Annotated in this window: 17 protein-coding genes and 1 tRNA gene; 7 read left to right on the plus strand and 11 right to left on the minus strand. The window is 66.8% G+C overall.

Going from position 1 to position 14,334, the window contains the following annotated elements; translation table 11 throughout:
• Window positions 1–522 precede the first annotated feature (522 nt).
• Window positions 523–2,331, minus strand: coding sequence for a translation elongation factor 4 (gene lepA, locus ASE70_RS17905; protein ID WP_056507879.1), 1,809 nt, complete (start codon window positions 2,329–2,331; stop codon window positions 523–525).
• 164 nt (window positions 2,332–2,495) lie between these two features.
• Between lepA and ASE70_RS17910 the strand changes: the two genes are divergently transcribed.
• Window positions 2,496–2,572 (plus strand) — tRNA-Pro (locus ASE70_RS17910).
• A gap of 388 nt (window positions 2,573–2,960) precedes the next feature.
• Here the strand turns inward: ASE70_RS17910 and ASE70_RS20065 are convergent.
• A complete protein-coding gene (locus tag ASE70_RS20065; protein WP_156347488.1) occupies window positions 2,961–3,113 on the minus strand; it encodes a hypothetical protein in 153 nt (50 codons plus the stop codon).
• 224 nt (window positions 3,114–3,337) lie between these two features.
• On the opposite strand from ASE70_RS20065, the gene ASE70_RS17915 reads away from it, so the two are divergent.
• The 3 genes from ASE70_RS17915 (at window position 3,338) to ASE70_RS17925 (ending at window position 5,743) form a co-directional block, all read left to right on the plus strand.
• Entirely contained in the window at window positions 3,338–4,441 is a 1,104-nt protein-coding gene (locus tag ASE70_RS17915) for an extracellular catalytic domain type 1 short-chain-length polyhydroxyalkanoate depolymerase (protein ID WP_056507728.1), read from the plus strand.
• A gap of 37 nt (window positions 4,442–4,478) precedes the next feature.
• On the plus strand, window positions 4,479–4,862 hold the full coding sequence (locus tag ASE70_RS17920) for a YraN family protein (protein WP_056507730.1): 384 nt from the start codon (window positions 4,479–4,481) through the stop codon (window positions 4,860–4,862).
• A 632-nt stretch (window positions 4,863–5,494) separates the two neighbouring features.
• A complete protein-coding gene (locus tag ASE70_RS17925) occupies window positions 5,495–5,743 on the plus strand; it encodes a hypothetical protein (protein WP_056507732.1) in 249 nt (82 codons plus the stop codon).
• A 43-nt stretch (window positions 5,744–5,786) separates the two neighbouring features.
• On the opposite strand, the gene ASE70_RS17930 is transcribed toward ASE70_RS17925, so the two are convergent.
• Genes ASE70_RS17930 through ASE70_RS17940 form a run of 3 tightly spaced genes read right to left on the minus strand, consistent with a single transcriptional unit; the run spans window position 5,787 to window position 8,211 of the window.
• The gene (locus ASE70_RS17930; protein WP_235520054.1) at window positions 5,787–6,665 is read right to left on the minus strand and encodes a general secretion pathway protein GspK; all 879 of its coding nucleotides are present in this window, start codon (window positions 6,663–6,665) and stop codon (window positions 5,787–5,789) included.
• Window positions 6,662–7,195: a type II secretion system protein GspJ gene (locus ASE70_RS17935; protein ID WP_056000390.1), complete on the minus strand. Its 534-nt coding sequence runs from the start codon at window positions 7,193–7,195 to the stop codon at window positions 6,662–6,664. The genes ASE70_RS17930 and ASE70_RS17935 overlap by 4 nt, the downstream gene beginning before the upstream one ends.
• Window positions 7,192–8,211 (minus strand): hypothetical protein, encoded by a 1,020-nt coding sequence (locus tag ASE70_RS17940; RefSeq protein ID WP_056507738.1) that lies wholly within the window; start codon window positions 8,209–8,211, stop codon window positions 7,192–7,194. Before ASE70_RS17940 ends, ASE70_RS17935 begins: the two co-directional genes overlap by 4 nt.
• A 71-nt stretch (window positions 8,212–8,282) precedes the next feature.
• Here ASE70_RS17940 and gspN point away from each other — a divergent pair, with 71 nt between their 5' ends.
• Entirely contained in the window at window positions 8,283–8,921 is a 639-nt protein-coding gene (gene gspN, locus ASE70_RS17945) for a type II secretion system protein N (protein ID WP_235520055.1), read from the plus strand.
• A gap of 23 nt (window positions 8,922–8,944) precedes the next feature.
• On the opposite strand, the gene ASE70_RS17950 is transcribed toward gspN, so the two are convergent.
• Window positions 8,945–9,181: a hypothetical protein gene (locus tag ASE70_RS17950; protein WP_056402115.1), complete on the minus strand. Its 237-nt coding sequence runs from the start codon at window positions 9,179–9,181 to the stop codon at window positions 8,945–8,947.
• Window positions 9,181–10,542 carry an argininosuccinate lyase gene (gene argH, locus ASE70_RS17955; protein ID WP_056507739.1) on the minus strand — a complete coding sequence of 454 codons (1,362 nt, stop codon included), beginning with the start codon at window positions 10,540–10,542 and terminating at the stop codon, window positions 9,181–9,183. Before argH ends, ASE70_RS17950 begins: the two co-directional genes overlap by 1 nt.
• A gap of 103 nt (window positions 10,543–10,645) precedes the next feature.
• Between argH and ASE70_RS17960 the strand changes: the two genes are divergently transcribed.
• Window positions 10,646–11,149 carry a TlpA family protein disulfide reductase gene (locus ASE70_RS17960; RefSeq protein ID WP_235520056.1) on the plus strand — a complete coding sequence of 168 codons (504 nt, stop codon included), beginning with the start codon at window positions 10,646–10,648 and terminating at the stop codon, window positions 11,147–11,149.
• Window positions 11,150–11,261: 112 nt separating this feature from the next.
• Here ASE70_RS17960 and ASE70_RS17965 read toward each other — a convergent pair whose 3' ends face one another.
• From ASE70_RS17965 to ASE70_RS17975, 3 genes are read right to left on the minus strand one after another with little or no spacing between them, the layout of a single operon-like run.
• Entirely contained in the window at window positions 11,262–11,597 is a 336-nt protein-coding gene (locus tag ASE70_RS17965; protein WP_056507743.1) for a hypothetical protein, read from the minus strand.
• A 34-nt stretch (window positions 11,598–11,631) separates the two neighbouring features.
• Window positions 11,632–11,967 carry a hypothetical protein gene (locus tag ASE70_RS17970; protein WP_056507745.1) on the minus strand — a complete coding sequence of 112 codons (336 nt, stop codon included), beginning with the start codon at window positions 11,965–11,967 and terminating at the stop codon, window positions 11,632–11,634.
• A 45-nt stretch (window positions 11,968–12,012) separates the two neighbouring features.
• Window positions 12,013–13,131 (minus strand): phospholipase D-like domain-containing protein, encoded by a 1,119-nt coding sequence (locus ASE70_RS17975; RefSeq protein ID WP_327196841.1) that lies wholly within the window; start codon window positions 13,129–13,131, stop codon window positions 12,013–12,015.
• A gap of 155 nt (window positions 13,132–13,286) precedes the next feature.
• Between ASE70_RS17975 and rpoZ the strand changes: the two genes are divergently transcribed.
• Window positions 13,287–13,631, plus strand: a complete 345-nt coding sequence (gene rpoZ / locus ASE70_RS17980; protein ID WP_055758348.1) for a DNA-directed RNA polymerase subunit omega — start codon at window positions 13,287–13,289, stop codon at window positions 13,629–13,631.
• A 270-nt stretch (window positions 13,632–13,901) separates the two neighbouring features.
• On the opposite strand, the gene ASE70_RS17985 is transcribed toward rpoZ, so the two are convergent.
• Window positions 13,902–14,282 carry a winged helix-turn-helix transcriptional regulator gene (locus ASE70_RS17985; RefSeq protein ID WP_056507747.1) on the minus strand — a complete coding sequence of 127 codons (381 nt, stop codon included), beginning with the start codon at window positions 14,280–14,282 and terminating at the stop codon, window positions 13,902–13,904.
• Between the last annotated feature and the right edge of the window lie 52 nt (window positions 14,283–14,334).

A 14,334-nucleotide genomic window follows, 5' to 3' on the forward strand; every position in this document is an offset into this window, starting at 1 on the left:
AATCGCATTCGAAACGTTTGCAGCCCGAATCCGGGCTAATTTCGCTACGCCAAACAGGGTGGAAAAAAAATTTTAGGGCTGTCGGGCCCCGTTAACCACACATTGCAGCTGCGAAGGCGCTCCGAAAATATCGTTCCATTTTGGCACGTGCGGTCGGCCCGCAGCTTTTGCACTGCGCAAATATTGTTGTGCGGTGCAGCAAATGCACGGTTTCTGCAGCAATTTTACGCCAAAACCGGGCCATCACAAATTTGCAATCGTCGTCGGTTTCGAACAATCTGTCCCAGACAAGAACACGGAGGGCGAGGATGCACACCAAATATTCCGGGCGAGCGACCATCGCCACTATGGTCGGTATGGCCGCCATCGGCTGGGCCGGGGTCGCACTGACCGTCCAGATGGTGATGAGCGTTCTGGCGTAAGCCAGCACTGCCTACATCGAAAAGCGGCCGGTGCCCCCATGGCACCGGCCGCTTTTATGTTGGCCGTCGATGATCGCCCCGACGCCGGTCGGGGCCGGGATCAGCTTTCGTCGCCCATGCGCAATGCGGCGATGAAGGCTTCCTGCGGGATGCTGACCGATCCGTATTCGCGCATCTTCGCCTTGCCCTTCTTCTGCTTGTCGAGCAGCTTGCGCTTGCGGCTGGCGTCGCCGCCATAGCATTTCGCGGTCACGTCCTTGCGCATCGCACTGATCGTCTCGCGCGCGATCACCTTGCCGCCGATCGCCGCCTGGATTGGGATCTTGAACAGGTGGCGCGGGATCAGTTCCTTCAGCCGCTCGACCATGCCGCGCCCACGGATCTCGGCGGTCCCGCGATGGACGATCATGCTCAACGCGTCGACCGGCTCCTCGTTGACGAGGATGCTCATCTTGACCAGATCGCCCTCGCGGTACCCGATCTGCTCGTAATCGAAGCTGGCATAGCCCTTCGACAGCGACTTCAGCCGGTCGTAGAAATCGAACACGACTTCGTTGAGCGGCAGTTCGTACGTCGCCTGCGCCCGCCCGCTGACATAGGTCAGGTTCAGCTGGATGCCGCGCCGATCCTGACACAGCTTCAATATGCCGCCCAGATATTCGTCGGGGACATAGATCGTCGCCTTGATCCACGGCTCGCTGATCGTCTTGATCTTGTTGACGTCGGGCATGTCGGCCGGGTTGTGCAGGTCGATCTCGGTAATACCCGCCGGATCGGGATGGGTCAGTTCGATCTGATACACCACCGACGGCGCGGTCGTGATGAGGTCGAGGTCGTATTCGCGCGTCAGCCGCTCCTGAATGATCTCCAGATGCAGCAGGCCGAGGAACCCGCAACGGAAGCCGAAGCCCAAGGCCGCCGAGCTTTCCATTTCGAAGGTGAAGCTGGCATCGTTCAGCCGCAGCTTGCTGATCGACTCGCGCAGCTTGTCGAAATCGGCGGCATCGACCGGGAACAGGCCGCAGAACACCACCGACTGCACTTCCTTGAACCCCGGCAGCGGTTCGGCGGTCGGGCGCCTGGCGTCGGTGATCGTGTCGCCGACCATCGTCTGCGCCACTTCCTTGATCTGCGCGGTAATGAAGCCGATCTCCCCCGGCCCCAGATCGGGCAGCTGCTCGATCTTCGGCCGGAACGCCCCGACCCGATCGACCAGATGCGTCGTATCGGCGTTCATGAACTTAATCTGCTGGCCCTTGCGGATCGATCCGTCGATCACGCGGATCAGGATGACGACGCCCAAATACGGATCGTACCAGCTGTCGACCAGCATCGCCTTCAACGGCGCGCTCGCATCGCCCTTGGGCGGCGGAATCTGGTCGACGATCGCGTCGAGGATCTCGTCGATACCGATCCCGGCCTTGGCCGATGCCAGCACCGCGCGCGACGTGTCGAGGCCGATCAGGTCCTCGATTTCGGCCTTTACCTTTTCCGGCTCGGCGGCGGGAAGGTCGATCTTGTTGATGACCGGAATGATCTCATGGTCATGCTCGATCGACTGATAGACGTTGGCGAGCGTCTGCGCCTCGACCCCCTGCGCGGCATCGACGACCAGCAGCGCGCCCTCGCACGCGGCAAGGCTGCGCGACACTTCATACGCGAAGTCGACATGGCCCGGCGTGTCCATCAGGTTCAGGACATGGCCCTTCCATTCGAGCCGCACCGTCTGCGCCTTGATAGTGATGCCGCGTTCCTTCTCGATCTCCATATTGTCGAGCACCTGCGCCGACATCTCGCGCTCGGCGAGGCCGCCGGTCCGCTGGATCAGCCGGTCGGCAAGCGTCGACTTGCCATGGTCGATATGGGCGATGATCGAGAAATTACGCAGTTTGTCGAGCGGAGTGGCCACGGTCACACAATCGGTAAGAGAAAATCGTGTCCGCCCCGTAGCAGCTTCGCGCCCAAAGCCAAACAGCGCGGCGTACGAATCCCGCTTGCGGACCCGGTGACCGCCCGCTATAGGCGCGCCTCCAAGCAACGGCGGGTGCCTTTGGCAGCCTGTCGATACTCCGTCGGGGAGTAGCTCAGCCTGGTAGAGCACTGCCTTCGGGAGGCAGGGGCCGGAGGTTCGAATCCTCTCTCCCCGACCATTGGATTTCAAACGCAAGGCTGTTGTCGCACGGACGGGACGACCCGTCACCGATCGCGCGCAGCCGATCGTGCTCCCAAGACATTGTCGAGTTCGCTGCTGACGCTTGCGTCCTGCGCCGCCCATACCGGCCTGCTACCGGGAACCCCGCGGAACCGCATTCGCGCGACCAACTCGACCGCCTTGTCGGCGATCCGCACGACATTCGTACTGCGTGGTCGGCAGCAAAAATCGGTCGGGCCAGCCCGACACGCGAATTGCCGCGGATGTCGTAGCGATGCCCGCCCGTTCTTCCTACCCGGTCACCCATCGCCCATCTGCACGGATAGCAGGGTCGGGTAGCGGGCCGGCACCGCGAAACGCTTGCGCGCCCGCCGTCAAACCGCCGTTCAGATCGTCGGTCGCGGTACGATCTGCAATTCAGGACGCGCGCGTTCCTCCGTCGCGACCGGCGTCGTGAAGAAATAGGCTTCCCAAACTTCCTCGTCGGTTTTCCGCGCGTGCGAAACGGGGTTCGCCCGATCTCCGTTACTGGTCTGCATCGATGCCCCCATCGCTTTCCTGCCGATATTAACCAGCGTTCCCCACCTTGTATATGCATTGCATCGGTATCGGACCCAATCGTCCGAAGGATGCAGATCGCCATTCGGACCCCCGATCGACCATCCGAAATCCCGCCTGCCACCTTTCCTATTGTGCAGCGCAGCATCGACGCCATATCTTGTCGCAGCGGCCAGCGGATGCCGTGACGAGAAGGCGTACGCTCATGGTTTCGTTGTCCACCACCCTTGCCCGTCTGTCGCGGATGCAGCAGCCCGGTTCGCCATCGGGCATGACCGACCGGCTGCACGACCTGACCGGTTTTGCTCCCGATCCCGGCAATTTGCGCGCGCGGATGTACGTGCCCGCCGACCTGAAGCCCGGCGCGGCGCTAGTCGTCGCATTGCATGGCTGTACGCAGGATGCTGCGATCTACGATCACGGCACCGGCTGGTCGACGCTGGCGGAGCGGGAGGGATTTGCGGTGCTGTTTCCCGAACAGCGGCGCGCGAACAACGCCAATATGTGCTTCAACTGGTTCGAGGCGGCGGACATCGCACGGATCGGGGGCGAGGCCGAATCGATCGCGGCGATGATCGACGCGGCGATCGCCGCGCATGCGATCGATCCGGCGCGGGTGTTCGTCACCGGGTTGTCTGCCGGTGGGGCGATGACCGCGGTCATGCTGGCGGCATGGCCCGATCGCTTCGCCGCCGGCGCGATCATCGGCGGCCTGCCCTATGGCAGCGCGATCGGCGTACGCGCCGCGATGGAACGGATGCGCGGCCAGTCGCTGCCCGATGCGCGCAGCGGCGCGGCGGCGGTGCGATCGGTCGCCGGTCGCGCACCGATGCCGCGCGTCGCCATCTGGCACGGCACCGCCGATACGACGGTGGTCGTCGGCAATCTCGACGCGCTCGTCGCGCAGTGGTGCGGCGTCCATAGCCTGTCGGATGTTACGCCGGAGACGACCGCCGAAACCGGCTGGCGTCGCCGGACGTGGCGCGACGGGTCGGGCGCACCGCTGGTCGACGAGTGGCGCGTCGCCGGCATGGGCCACGGCGTACCGGTCGACCCCACCAGCGGCATCGGCCATGCCGGACCGTTCATGCTCGACGTCGGCCTGTCGAGCACCGTCGAAATCGCACAATCCTGGGGCCTGACCGATGCGGTAGCGCCGGTCGCCACCCCCCGCCCGGCACGCACCGTCCGGCCGGAGCCGATGCAGCCCGAGCCGACGCAGCAGCATCAGCAGCAGCAACAGACCGAAGTATCGGGCGTACAGGCGACGATCGAACGCGCGCTGCGCAGCGCCGGGTTGATGCGCTGAGGCTTGCCGCATCGGGCGCAGTGCGGCACGGAACGGCATGTTCGTCCGCCCGCCCCGCCCCCGATCGCGTGCCTCGCGCGTCGCTGCCGATGATGCCGGCCGGCGCGGCGAGCGGATCGCGGGCTGGTGGCTGCGACTTAAAGGCTGGCGCATCCTCGCCCGCCGCGTGAAGACCAGGGCCGGCGAAATCGACCTGATCGCCCGCCGGGGCGGCATCGTTGCGTTCGTCGAGGTAAAGACCCGCGCCACCGCCGCCGATCTCGATCACGCCATCGACGAACGCCGGTTGGCCCGCGTCGCGGCAGCGGCCGAAATCCTCGCGCCGACCTATGCCGACGGGGCCGATATCCGCATCGACGTCATCCTGCTGGCCCCCGGTACACCGCCCCGTCATATCGAGAATGCGTGGATCGGATATTGAGCAAGGGCGGGGCGGATATCGCCCGATTGCGGACGTCTTGTGTGGAGTTGAAGAGCATGGCAAACTTTCATGATGACAGATATATCGACCACGGGCGTTTTTGCATGTCTCGCGGCTTCGGCGCTGTCTGCGAGGCTATTGCCGCCCGGATCGTTCCTTGGTCGCACAACGCCATTAATATGCGTTGTTCCTGCTATCTTTTCCGCATTCCGCAAGATTGAAATATCCGTTCCTGAGTCGTTGAACACAGCAATTATGATCGTTGCGCTTGTGGCGATTATTATTGACGGCTTTCTCAAATATAATGGTTCTGATCACGGGGTCAGAGTTACTGATTCAGCCCGTTGATCTTGTGGCCTGGATCGGCAGCTTTCCAACAGAACCAGCCATTCGCGCTTTCCTACAACCTTCCCGCCTGCGAAGATCGTCGCCGTTCATCGTCCCATCCCGCTCTTTGACCCAGTCGCATCCCGACCCACCCTGCGCACAAACCGCATGCAAGTGTGACTTTCGTGACCTTTGGTCCACCGCATACCGAAACCGGCCGCCAATTTCCGATTTCGTGCTCACCCTCGCGATGCTATCCCCAACACCGACCGGCCCGGCGTGGCGGTCGCAGGGAGGTTCCGACCATGCTCATGCTGTTGCTTGCCGCGATGACCGAACCTGCCGTGGCACCCCCGCTACCTCCGGCCCCGCCCGAGAAATGCGAGCGCGCCACCGTGCAGCATGCCGGCCTTGCCCCGCCCGCCCGGATACAGCCCTTGTCGAAAGAGCCGCCCGCTCGGCGGGAGGTGGCGCTTGCCTATAGCGAGAACGGTTGCCTGAAGCCGGTAACCATCGCGAACGGCAGTCTGCGCAAGCTGCCCGACGCGAAATAGACCGCGGCGCGAAGCGACCGCCCGCCCGCCGTCCCGACAGGGCCTATCCGAACCCCGGCACTTCCGGCGGGATCGCGGCGTTGCGCCAGCGTTCGACCGGTACGGCGATGCGCACCGCCTGGGCACCTTCGCCGCGCTCGATCCGCTGGATCAGCGTCGCGCCTTGCTGCACCGTCTCGCCGATCGTCGCGCGGGTGCGGACCCAGAAATGGTCCGATTTGAACCGGGTTCCGCCGGGTGCGGTCACGTCCTCGCGCGCCAGATCGTCCTTCGACAGATAGCCCTGCCGGTTGCGTAAGCCGATCAGCCGCTGCGCCTGCGCCGGTTCGAACAGCACCGCCATCAATTCGGGCGTCGCCGCGTTCAGGTTGATCGCGGTATCGCCGGGCAGCGCGGTCACCATCCGCGCCAGCAACTGCGCCTGTTCGGGCGGCAGGAACACGGCGAGCGGCCGCAAATCCTGCACCGGCCCCTGCGCGCGGATCAGCGCGATCGCCGCCACCGCCTTGTCCTCCTCGATCCCCGCCGCGCGCGCGATGCGCAGGAACAGCAGCTGCGGGATCGGGTCGAGCTCGCGCCGCACCGAATTGACGTTGAAGCGCCCCTCGGCATCGGCAATGGCCAGGTCGAACCGCCCGCCATCGATGGCGATGCCGTTTTCGCTGATGCCGCCCCATGGCTCGCCCGGATAGTCGGCCTCGGGCGCGACCCGCGCGTCGCGCTGCAACGCCGACAATGCCGACAATTCGCCGCCGCGTACCACCGCCAATGCACGCGCCGCCTCGCGCGAGCGGATCGAACGGTCGAGCGCCACTTCCTCACGGTTGATCATCAACAGGACCAGCCCGCTGGCAATCGCCACGAACATCAGCACGTTGACGAGGATCATGCCCCGTTCGCCCTCGGGTACCGCGCGCATCATGTCGTCCTCGCCGGGATCGGCAGCGTCACGATCCGCCGCAGATTGCCGCCGCCGGGACCGCCGACCTGCAATTCGACCACCACCGCGCGCGGCCAGTCGAGCGAGCGGTCGGGCGCTGGCGGCCAGTTGTCGAGCCAGCCGCCGTCGAAATAGCGCCAGCGCGCGGCCGTCACCCGATCGAGCACCAGCTGCGCCCGCCCGTCGACGACGCGCAGCAACTGTCCGCCGGCGATGCGATAACCGACCCCGATCGCCGGCCCGCCCAGCCCCGGTGCGCTGCGCCGGAACCGCACGCCCGCCGCATCGCCCCCCATCGGCCCCGGCGCGATCTGGTCGAGGTCGCTGGAGATCACCACCATCGCGCGTTGCAGGTCGGCCACCCGGTCGAGGCGCGCCTCGGTCCGGCCATCGACGCCGATGACGCTGTCGACCAGTGCCAGCCCGGCGACCGCGATCAGCGCGAACAGCCCCAGCGAGATCATTAGTTCGAGCAGGGTGAAGCCCGCTTCCCCCGCGCGGCGCGGCGTCATGCGCCGCGGCTCTCCGCCACCTTCTGATACACGCCGTTAGTCGGGACGAGGATCGCGAAGTCGCGCGCGCAGCTGCCGTCCGACCGGAAGCGGACGCGCCCGGTCACGCCGTCGAACCCGGCGTCGCGCAGCACGCCTTCGCGGGTCATCGCATCGGCCTCGCGCAGCGTCTTCGCGATCATCGCCGCGTCATTGCCCAGCGCGGCGATCGCGCCGGGCCGGCCGCCGTTGCGCGCCGCATATTCGGTGGCGAAGGTCGCGAAGCGGTCGGGATCGGGGCTGGCGATCCATGCCCCCTCCAACGCGCCGACCGCATCGGCGCGGTAATCGAGCGCCTGTACCGTCGCCAGCAACTGGATGCCGCGCGCCTTGAGCGTCGGGGCCAGCGCCACCGCCGCACCGGGCACGAAGGCGGCATCGCCCTCGACACCGGCGGGCAGTGTACCGTTGGTCACCGGCACGACGGTGATGCTCAGCCCCAGATCGGTCTCCGCTGCCTTGGCTGCCGCGACCGAGGCACGCGACCAGGGCGACCCGTCATCGACCGCAAGCACGCGGCGGATGCCGCGCGACCGGGCATAGCCGAGGATCGCCGATGCGGCCTGTGCCGGGGTGATGCCGAACACGAACGCCCCGCCGCCCCGCGCGCCTGCATCGTTGGTCAGCGCGACCACCGGCACCACGACCGCCGCCGCGACCGCGCGGGTCTCGTCGGCCGACAACGGACCCAGCAGCATCGTCGCGCCGCCCTTCACCGCCGCCTGCGCGGCGCGCACCGCACCGGCGGCGCTGCCACCGGTATCGATCACCGACAGCGCGGCGGCATCGGTTTCGGCGAGCCTCGCCGCATTGGCTATGCTAAGCCCCAGCGCGCTACGGTCTCCGGTCAGCGGAACCAGCAACGCGGCGGAGCGCTTGGCCCGGCGCGCAGCCAACAGGGGGGACGCGGCCCATGCCGCAGACGACAGCAGCACCGCATCCCGGAACAGCCCAAGCGTCGAACGTCGCGATCGCATCACCGAGTCTTTCGAGGTTGCAGGCACGTCGGCACAGTATCCGCTTCGCGGGCCTCGGCATAGCCTCGTTCGTGGTCGCGATCGTCGCGACGCTGCCCGCCAGCCTGATCGCCGGCAACAGCGACTGGCGCAGCGGCGTCGGCGGCACGGTGTGGAATGGCGAGGTCGGCGTCGCCGGGGGCAGTCGCCTCGAATGGCATTTCGCGCCGTTGCGCAGCCTTACCAGCCTCGGCTTCGCGGTGGACTGGACCGCGACCGGTCCCGACACCGATCTGGGCGGACAGGCGCTGATCCGGCCGGGCGGGGTGCGGCTCGACCGGGTGGCGGGATCGGCCGATGCGTCGCTGCTCGCGGCGTTGCAGCCCAATCTGCCCTTTGCCTGCGACATGCCGTGGCAGGTCGACATTCCCGTCCTGTCGACGATCGCCGGATCGGCGATGGCCGAGGGTCGCGTCGCGATCGAACCGGGCAGTTGCGTGACCCGGCCGGGCAATGTCGCGACCCCGACCCCGGCGATGCTGCTGACCGCCGACCATATCGGCCGGCAATCGCGTATCCGGCTGGTCCCCGATCAGCAGCGCCGCCGCACGTTGATGGATGCCACGGTCAACGAGGATGGCAGCCTGCGCTTCACGATGACCGGCGACGGTGCGGCAATGCTGCCGTTCACCGGCCTGCCCGGCGGCGCGAGCGTGCAGGGCAGTTTCTGACCCTGCCACGCCCGAAGTAGCGCCTAGCGCGGCGGCAGCGCGAAGGGATCGTCGCCGCGTTCCTTCGATTCGGTCAGCAGCTCGTCGCTGCGCGACGGGCGCTGCTGCGTCGTCGGGGTCAGCAGATCGGCGGAGGTCGGCGTCGCAGTCGCGCCATAGGGGGCGGGCGGCAGCGACGCATTCTCGCGCGGGCGCAGGTCGCGGCGCTGGCCACAACCGGCCAGCGCCAGCGCGACGCCGAGCAGGACGAGCGCGCGCATCACTGTCCCCGCGCGACAGCGATGGCCTCGCGGACCCGTTCGGGCGCGGTGCCGCCGAAGCTCTTGCGACTGGCCACCGACGCATCGACGCTCAGCACGTCGAAGATGCCGGCATGGATACGGTCGTCGATGCCGGTCAGGTCATCGAGGGTGAGGCCGTCGAGCCGGCAGCCCTTGTCCTCGGCCAGCTTGACCGCGCGACCGGTGATATGATGCGCCTCGCGGAACGGCACCCCCGCTTCGCGCACCAGCCAGTCGGCAAGGTCGGTGGCGGTCGAAAAGCCGGTTTCGGCCGCCGCGCGCATCCGTTCGGGGCGGAAGGTCGCGCTTTCGATCATGCCGGTCATCGCCGCGATCGACAGCGCGAGCAGGTCGGTCGCCTCGAACACCGGCGGCTTGTCGTCCTGCATGTCCTTCGAATAGGCGAGCGGCAGGCCCTTCATCGTCACCATCAGCGACGTCATGCAGCCCATGATCCGCCCGCTATGCCCGCGCACCAGTTCGGCGGCATCGGGGTTGCGCTTCTGCGGCATGATCGAGCTGCCGGTCGACCATTGGTCGCTCAACGACACGAAACCGAACATCTGCGACGCCCAGATCACGAACTCCTCGGCGAGCCGCGAGAGGTGCAGCGAGCATTGCACGGCGGCGGTCAGATATTCGATCGCGAAGTCGCGGTCGCTGACCGAATCGAGCGAATTGACCGTGGGCCCGGCAAAGCCCAGCGCCTGCGCGGTCGCATGACGATCGAGCGGGAAGCCGGTGCCGGCCAACGCCGCCGATCCCAGCGGATTGTAGTTCAGCCGCGCCCGGCAATCGGCGAAGCGCCCGCGATCACGCGCGACCATGGTGTGGTATGCCATCAGGTGATGGCCGAGCGTCACCGGCTGCGCGACCTGAAGATGGGTGAAGCCGGGCATGACCGTCGCGGCATGTTCCTCGGCCCGCACCAGCAACGCCGCCTGCAACTGCCCCAGCGCCGCATCGACCGCGTCGATCGCGTCGCGGGTCCACAGGCGGAAGTCGGTCGCGACCTGATCGTTGCGCGACCGTGCGGTGTGCAGCCGCCCGGCGACTGGCCCGATCTTCTCGGCCAGCCGCGCTTCGGTCAGCATATGGATGTCCTCGAGCGTCAGGTCGTCGGGGACGCCGTGCCCGGCATAGTCGGCGGCGACCGCATCCAGCCCGTCGAGGATCTTCGCGACGTCCGCCGCATCGACGATGCCCTGCGCGCCCAGCATCGTTGCGTGCGCTTTGGACCCGGCGATATCCTGTCGCCACATTCGCTTGTCGAAGGGGATAGAGGCGTTTATCTCACGCATCACCGCCGACGGGCCTTCGGCGAAGCGCCCGCCCCACATGCTGTTGGAGCTTCCCATGCGCCCGGTAATCGCGCTTCTCCTTGGACTGAGCCTGTTCGTCGGCGCTTGCGATAAGCGAGCCGCCGCGCCGGAGCAAGCCGCTGTGACGGAGGACGGCACCGTTCCCGACGTCGCCGCCCCCGCCAACACCGCCGCCCCCGAAGCCGCGGCGAAGGTCGACCGCAGCCACAAGGGCGAGGCCATGCCCGCCTACCAATTTCAGGACGGCGCGGGAAAGGCGGTGACGCTCGCCGATTTCCACGGCAAGCCGGCACTGGTCAATCTGTGGGCGACGTGGTGCGCGCCGTGCGTGCATGAAATGCCGACGCTCGACGCGCTGGCCGCGCGGGAAAAGGCGGGGTTGCACGTCGTCACCGTCTCGCAGGATATGGAACCGGGCAAGGTCCAGCCGTTTCTGACCGAGCGTAAGCTGACGAATCTGGTCGCCTATCGCGACGCGGACCTCAAATTCTCGACCGGCATGGGCGTCAGCCTGCCGACGACGATCCTGTACGATGCGTCGGGCAAGGAAGTGTGGCGGGTGACCGGCGGCATGGACTGGGCGGGAGCCGAGGCCGCGAAGCTGATAAGCGAGGCGAGCGCTTGAAGCTCCTCCCTAGCAGGGAGGGGTTGGGGTGGGTTGGCCTGCGAGGGTAAGGACGCTTTCCGCAACGGGCCTACCCACCCCCGACCCCTCCCTTCCAGAGAGGGGAGACCCATTACCGGTCCGGTGCGCGTTCCGCAGGCGGCACCCCGGCCCCTTCCCCCGACGCATCGTCGTCGAAATTCTCGCCCTGCGCGCCGCCGCCGGCATTGGCACCGCTGCCATGCACCTCACCATTCGGACCGATCGAGGCGCGGCGACCGGCATCGGGCGGGATTTCGCGGCCGTCCGGTGCCGGAGCGACGCTGGAGGCACGCGCTTCGACCGCGGCCTGCTGCGCCTGCCGCTCGGGCGAATATTCCTGGCCCGAATGGCCGGTCGGATTGTCGAACGCGTTGCGCGGCGCGGTCCGTTCGGGATCGACCTTCGGATGTTCAGGGGTGTCGGCCATGGCTATTCTCCTTGGCCGACATAACCGCTTCACATCAGGCGGCGTTCCCCGGCGTGGCGCGCGGTTCGAACCGGTCGCGCAACCGCAGGCCGATGAACAGCATCGTCGGCCAGAACATGGTGTTGAGAATGTCGAGCGACGTATCCTCCCAGCGCCACGACCCCCAGAAAATGCGGTCGAGCACTTCGTTGCCCAGTTCGGCCAGCGCCACCACCGCCAGCGGCACCGGCGTCGACAGGCGATAGCCGGTGACGATGCGCGTGATCAGCAGCACCGCCATGCCGGCATGCACGTGGAGCAGGCTGTCGGCCATGCCGGTGCCGTCGCCGATCGCCTGAATCAACCGTGCGTAGAGTGCTGGAATATCCATCGCCGCCCGATGGGCCAGCTTCGCCGGAGTCTCAAGCGGTTTGCGTCAATCGCGGTTGAGGCGCACGGTAACCTGCGGGTCGAGGACCGACATGATGAAATATGCCCCGGCCTGTTTCACCCGCGCCCACCAGCCCGAACGTTCGCGGTGCAACTGGCGGGTGACGCGCCGCGAATCGGCGACCTCGCGATCCATATAGGCGCGCAGATGTGCCGCGAACGCCGCATCCTCGACGCGCAGCATCAGCTCCATGTTCAGGAACATCGATCGCATGTCGAAATTGGCCGACCCGATATGTACCGCATCGTCGGCGAGGAAGAGTTTGGTGTGCAGCTTGGTCGGCTGATATTCGTACAGCTCGATCCGGTGGCGCAGCAGGTTGCGATAGGTGAAGCGCGCCGCGAGCAGGGCGATGGCATGGTCGGTCTTGGCGGGTACGACGATCCGTAGCCGGGTCCGCTTCGCCGCCTTGTCCAGCCGCCGCATCATCAACGGGCCGGGCGCGAAATAGGCGGCGATCATGTCGATGCGCTCGCTGGTGCGGATCTCGTGCTTCACCGTCCGCGCCCATGGCGACAGCCGTCGCGACGGACCACCGAGCAGCCAGCGGACCGGGCCGCTGTCCTCGCTCCATTCCCGCAACATCCGCGACAATTTGCGTAAGGGAGCACCGGGCAGCGCGATCGATGCCTTCAACGCATCGAAATAACCCGCCAGCCGCCCCGCCGCCGGCCCTTCGACCAGCAGGCCCAGATCGCGCCACGCCTGTTGCTCGACGGTACCGAAATAGGCGTCCTCGACATTGAAGCCGCCGACGATCACCCGTAGGTCGTCGGCCAGCGCCAGCTTCTGATGATTGCGCAACAGATAGCGCCGTCCGATCCGCGGCACGAACACGCAGACATCACCGCCCGCCTCGCGCAACGGCCCGAAAAAGCCGCGGCTCGCCGCCGCCTCCGCACCCAGCCCGTCGACGATCAGCGCGACGCGAACCCCGCGCCGGGCCGCCGCGACCAATGCATCGCGGACGCGGGTGCCGGCGGCATCCTCTTCCCAGATGTAGAACAGGATGCGCAGCGACCGGCGCGCACCCGCGATCAACGCCAGCAACGCATCGAGCCGCGCAGGGCCTTCGGTCAGCAGCGTCAGCCGATTCCCAGCCACGGTAAAAACAGGTTCGTCCGTGCCGTTCATGCGCTCGCCCATCCGTTGCCCCGTCGTAACGGCCGGGACCTTGGCGAGTTTCATTGACTTCCGACCGGGCGACGCGTAGGCAGCACGCTTTCCGATACCCTCCGTTCTTGCAAGGAAGGCGTTTCATGGCGCGCGTCACCGTCGAGGATTGCGTCGACAAGATCCCCAACCGTTTCGACCTGGTGTTGATGGCCGCTCAGCGCGCCCGCCAGATTTCGGGCGGTGCCGAACTGACCCTCGATCGCGACCGCGACAAGAATCCGGTCGTGGCGCTGCGCGAGATCGCCGAGGAGAATATCACTCCCGACCATCTGCGCGAGTCGGTCATCACGTCGATGCAGAAGGTGCAGATCGACGACGAGGAAGCGCCGGACGAACTGGGTTCGCTGGCCGCGTCGGCCGAGGCACTGCGCCTCACCGCCGCCGCCCCGCCGCGCAACCAGAATGTCGGCGGCGATTACGACGGCTGAGGCCAGCGGATCGATGCGATAAAAAGGGGCGGTCCTGCGGGGCCGCCTTTTTCGTTTTGGGGTGGTTCCGAGCGCAGGCGACGACGGTTGCGCAACGCATGGCAACCGGGCGAGGACAGGGCATGTTCGCCTCCCCTCCCTGACAAGGGAGGGGTCGGGGGTGGGTAGGCCGGTTGTCGGGAGCCTACCCTTCCTCGCGGGCCCACCCACCCCCAGCCCCTCCCTTGTCAGGGAGGGGAGTTCCGGTCGTGTCGATCGCGCTGGCGCGCATCAAGTCCGCCGCGCACCCGGTCGACTACCGAGCGCATCCAACGCGTCGGCATTGCGCCGCCCCCAGTCATAGAGCAACGTCACCGGCTCGACGAACCGACAACCTAGCTCCGTCAGCCGATATTCCACCGCCGGCGGCATCACCGCCTGCACCTCGCGCTCGATCAGGCCGATCGCCTCCATCTCCCGCAGCGTCTGGGTCAGCATCTTCTTGGAAATGCCCGGCAGGCTGCGCAGCAGCACGCCGGTCCGTGCCGCCCCGCCATGACGAGTGTGCAGCGTATGCAGCACCATGCTGGTCCATTTGGTTGCGAACAGCGACAGGACGCGGCGCGGCGCGCAATCCTCACGCCATTCGATTTCGTCCGATCCGGGCTGCATGACTGGGTACCTTCTGGTGCCTGGGGGCGGTTCCGGTGCCGTCTTCAACCCC

Source organism: Sphingomonas sp. Leaf22 (genome assembly GCF_001421715.1).
Lineage (GTDB): Bacteria > Pseudomonadota > Alphaproteobacteria > Sphingomonadales > Sphingomonadaceae > Sphingomonas.

Excerpts from the sequence above, each read along its gene's own strand:
- ASE70_RS17985 (WP_056507747.1), bottom strand. The coding sequence starts at position 14,282 with ATGCAGCCCGGATCGGACGAAATCGAATGGCGTGAGGATTGCGCGCCG.
- argH (WP_056507739.1), bottom strand. The coding sequence starts at position 10,542 with ATGTGGGGCGGGCGCTTCGCCGAAGGCCCGTCGGCGGTGATGCGTGAG.
- ASE70_RS17915 (WP_056507728.1), top strand. The coding sequence starts at position 3,338 with ATGGTTTCGTTGTCCACCACCCTTGCCCGTCTGTCGCGGATGCAGCAG.
- rpoZ (WP_055758348.1), top strand. The coding sequence starts at position 13,287 with ATGGCGCGCGTCACCGTCGAGGATTGCGTCGACAAGATCCCCAACCGT.
- ASE70_RS20065 (WP_156347488.1), bottom strand. The coding sequence starts at position 3,113 with ATGCAGACCAGTAACGGAGATCGGGCGAACCCCGTTTCGCACGCGCGG.
- ASE70_RS17950 (WP_056402115.1), bottom strand. The coding sequence starts at position 9,181 with ATGCGCGCGCTCGTCCTGCTCGGCGTCGCGCTGGCGCTGGCCGGTTGT.
- ASE70_RS17970 (WP_056507745.1), bottom strand. The coding sequence starts at position 11,967 with ATGGATATTCCAGCACTCTACGCACGGTTGATTCAGGCGATCGGCGAC.
- ASE70_RS17965 (WP_056507743.1), bottom strand. The coding sequence starts at position 11,597 with ATGGCCGACACCCCTGAACATCCGAAGGTCGATCCCGAACGGACCGCG.
- ASE70_RS17920 (WP_056507730.1), top strand. The coding sequence starts at position 4,479 with ATGTTCGTCCGCCCGCCCCGCCCCCGATCGCGTGCCTCGCGCGTCGCT.
- ASE70_RS17930 (WP_235520054.1), bottom strand. The coding sequence starts at position 6,665 with ATGATGCGCGCGGTACCCGAGGGCGAACGGGGCATGATCCTCGTCAAC.
- ASE70_RS17935 (WP_056000390.1), bottom strand. The coding sequence starts at position 7,195 with ATGACGCCGCGCCGCGCGGGGGAAGCGGGCTTCACCCTGCTCGAACTA.
- ASE70_RS17940 (WP_056507738.1), bottom strand. The coding sequence starts at position 8,211 with ATGCGATCGCGACGTTCGACGCTTGGGCTGTTCCGGGATGCGGTGCTG.
- ASE70_RS17925 (WP_056507732.1), top strand. The coding sequence starts at position 5,495 with ATGCTCATGCTGTTGCTTGCCGCGATGACCGAACCTGCCGTGGCACCC.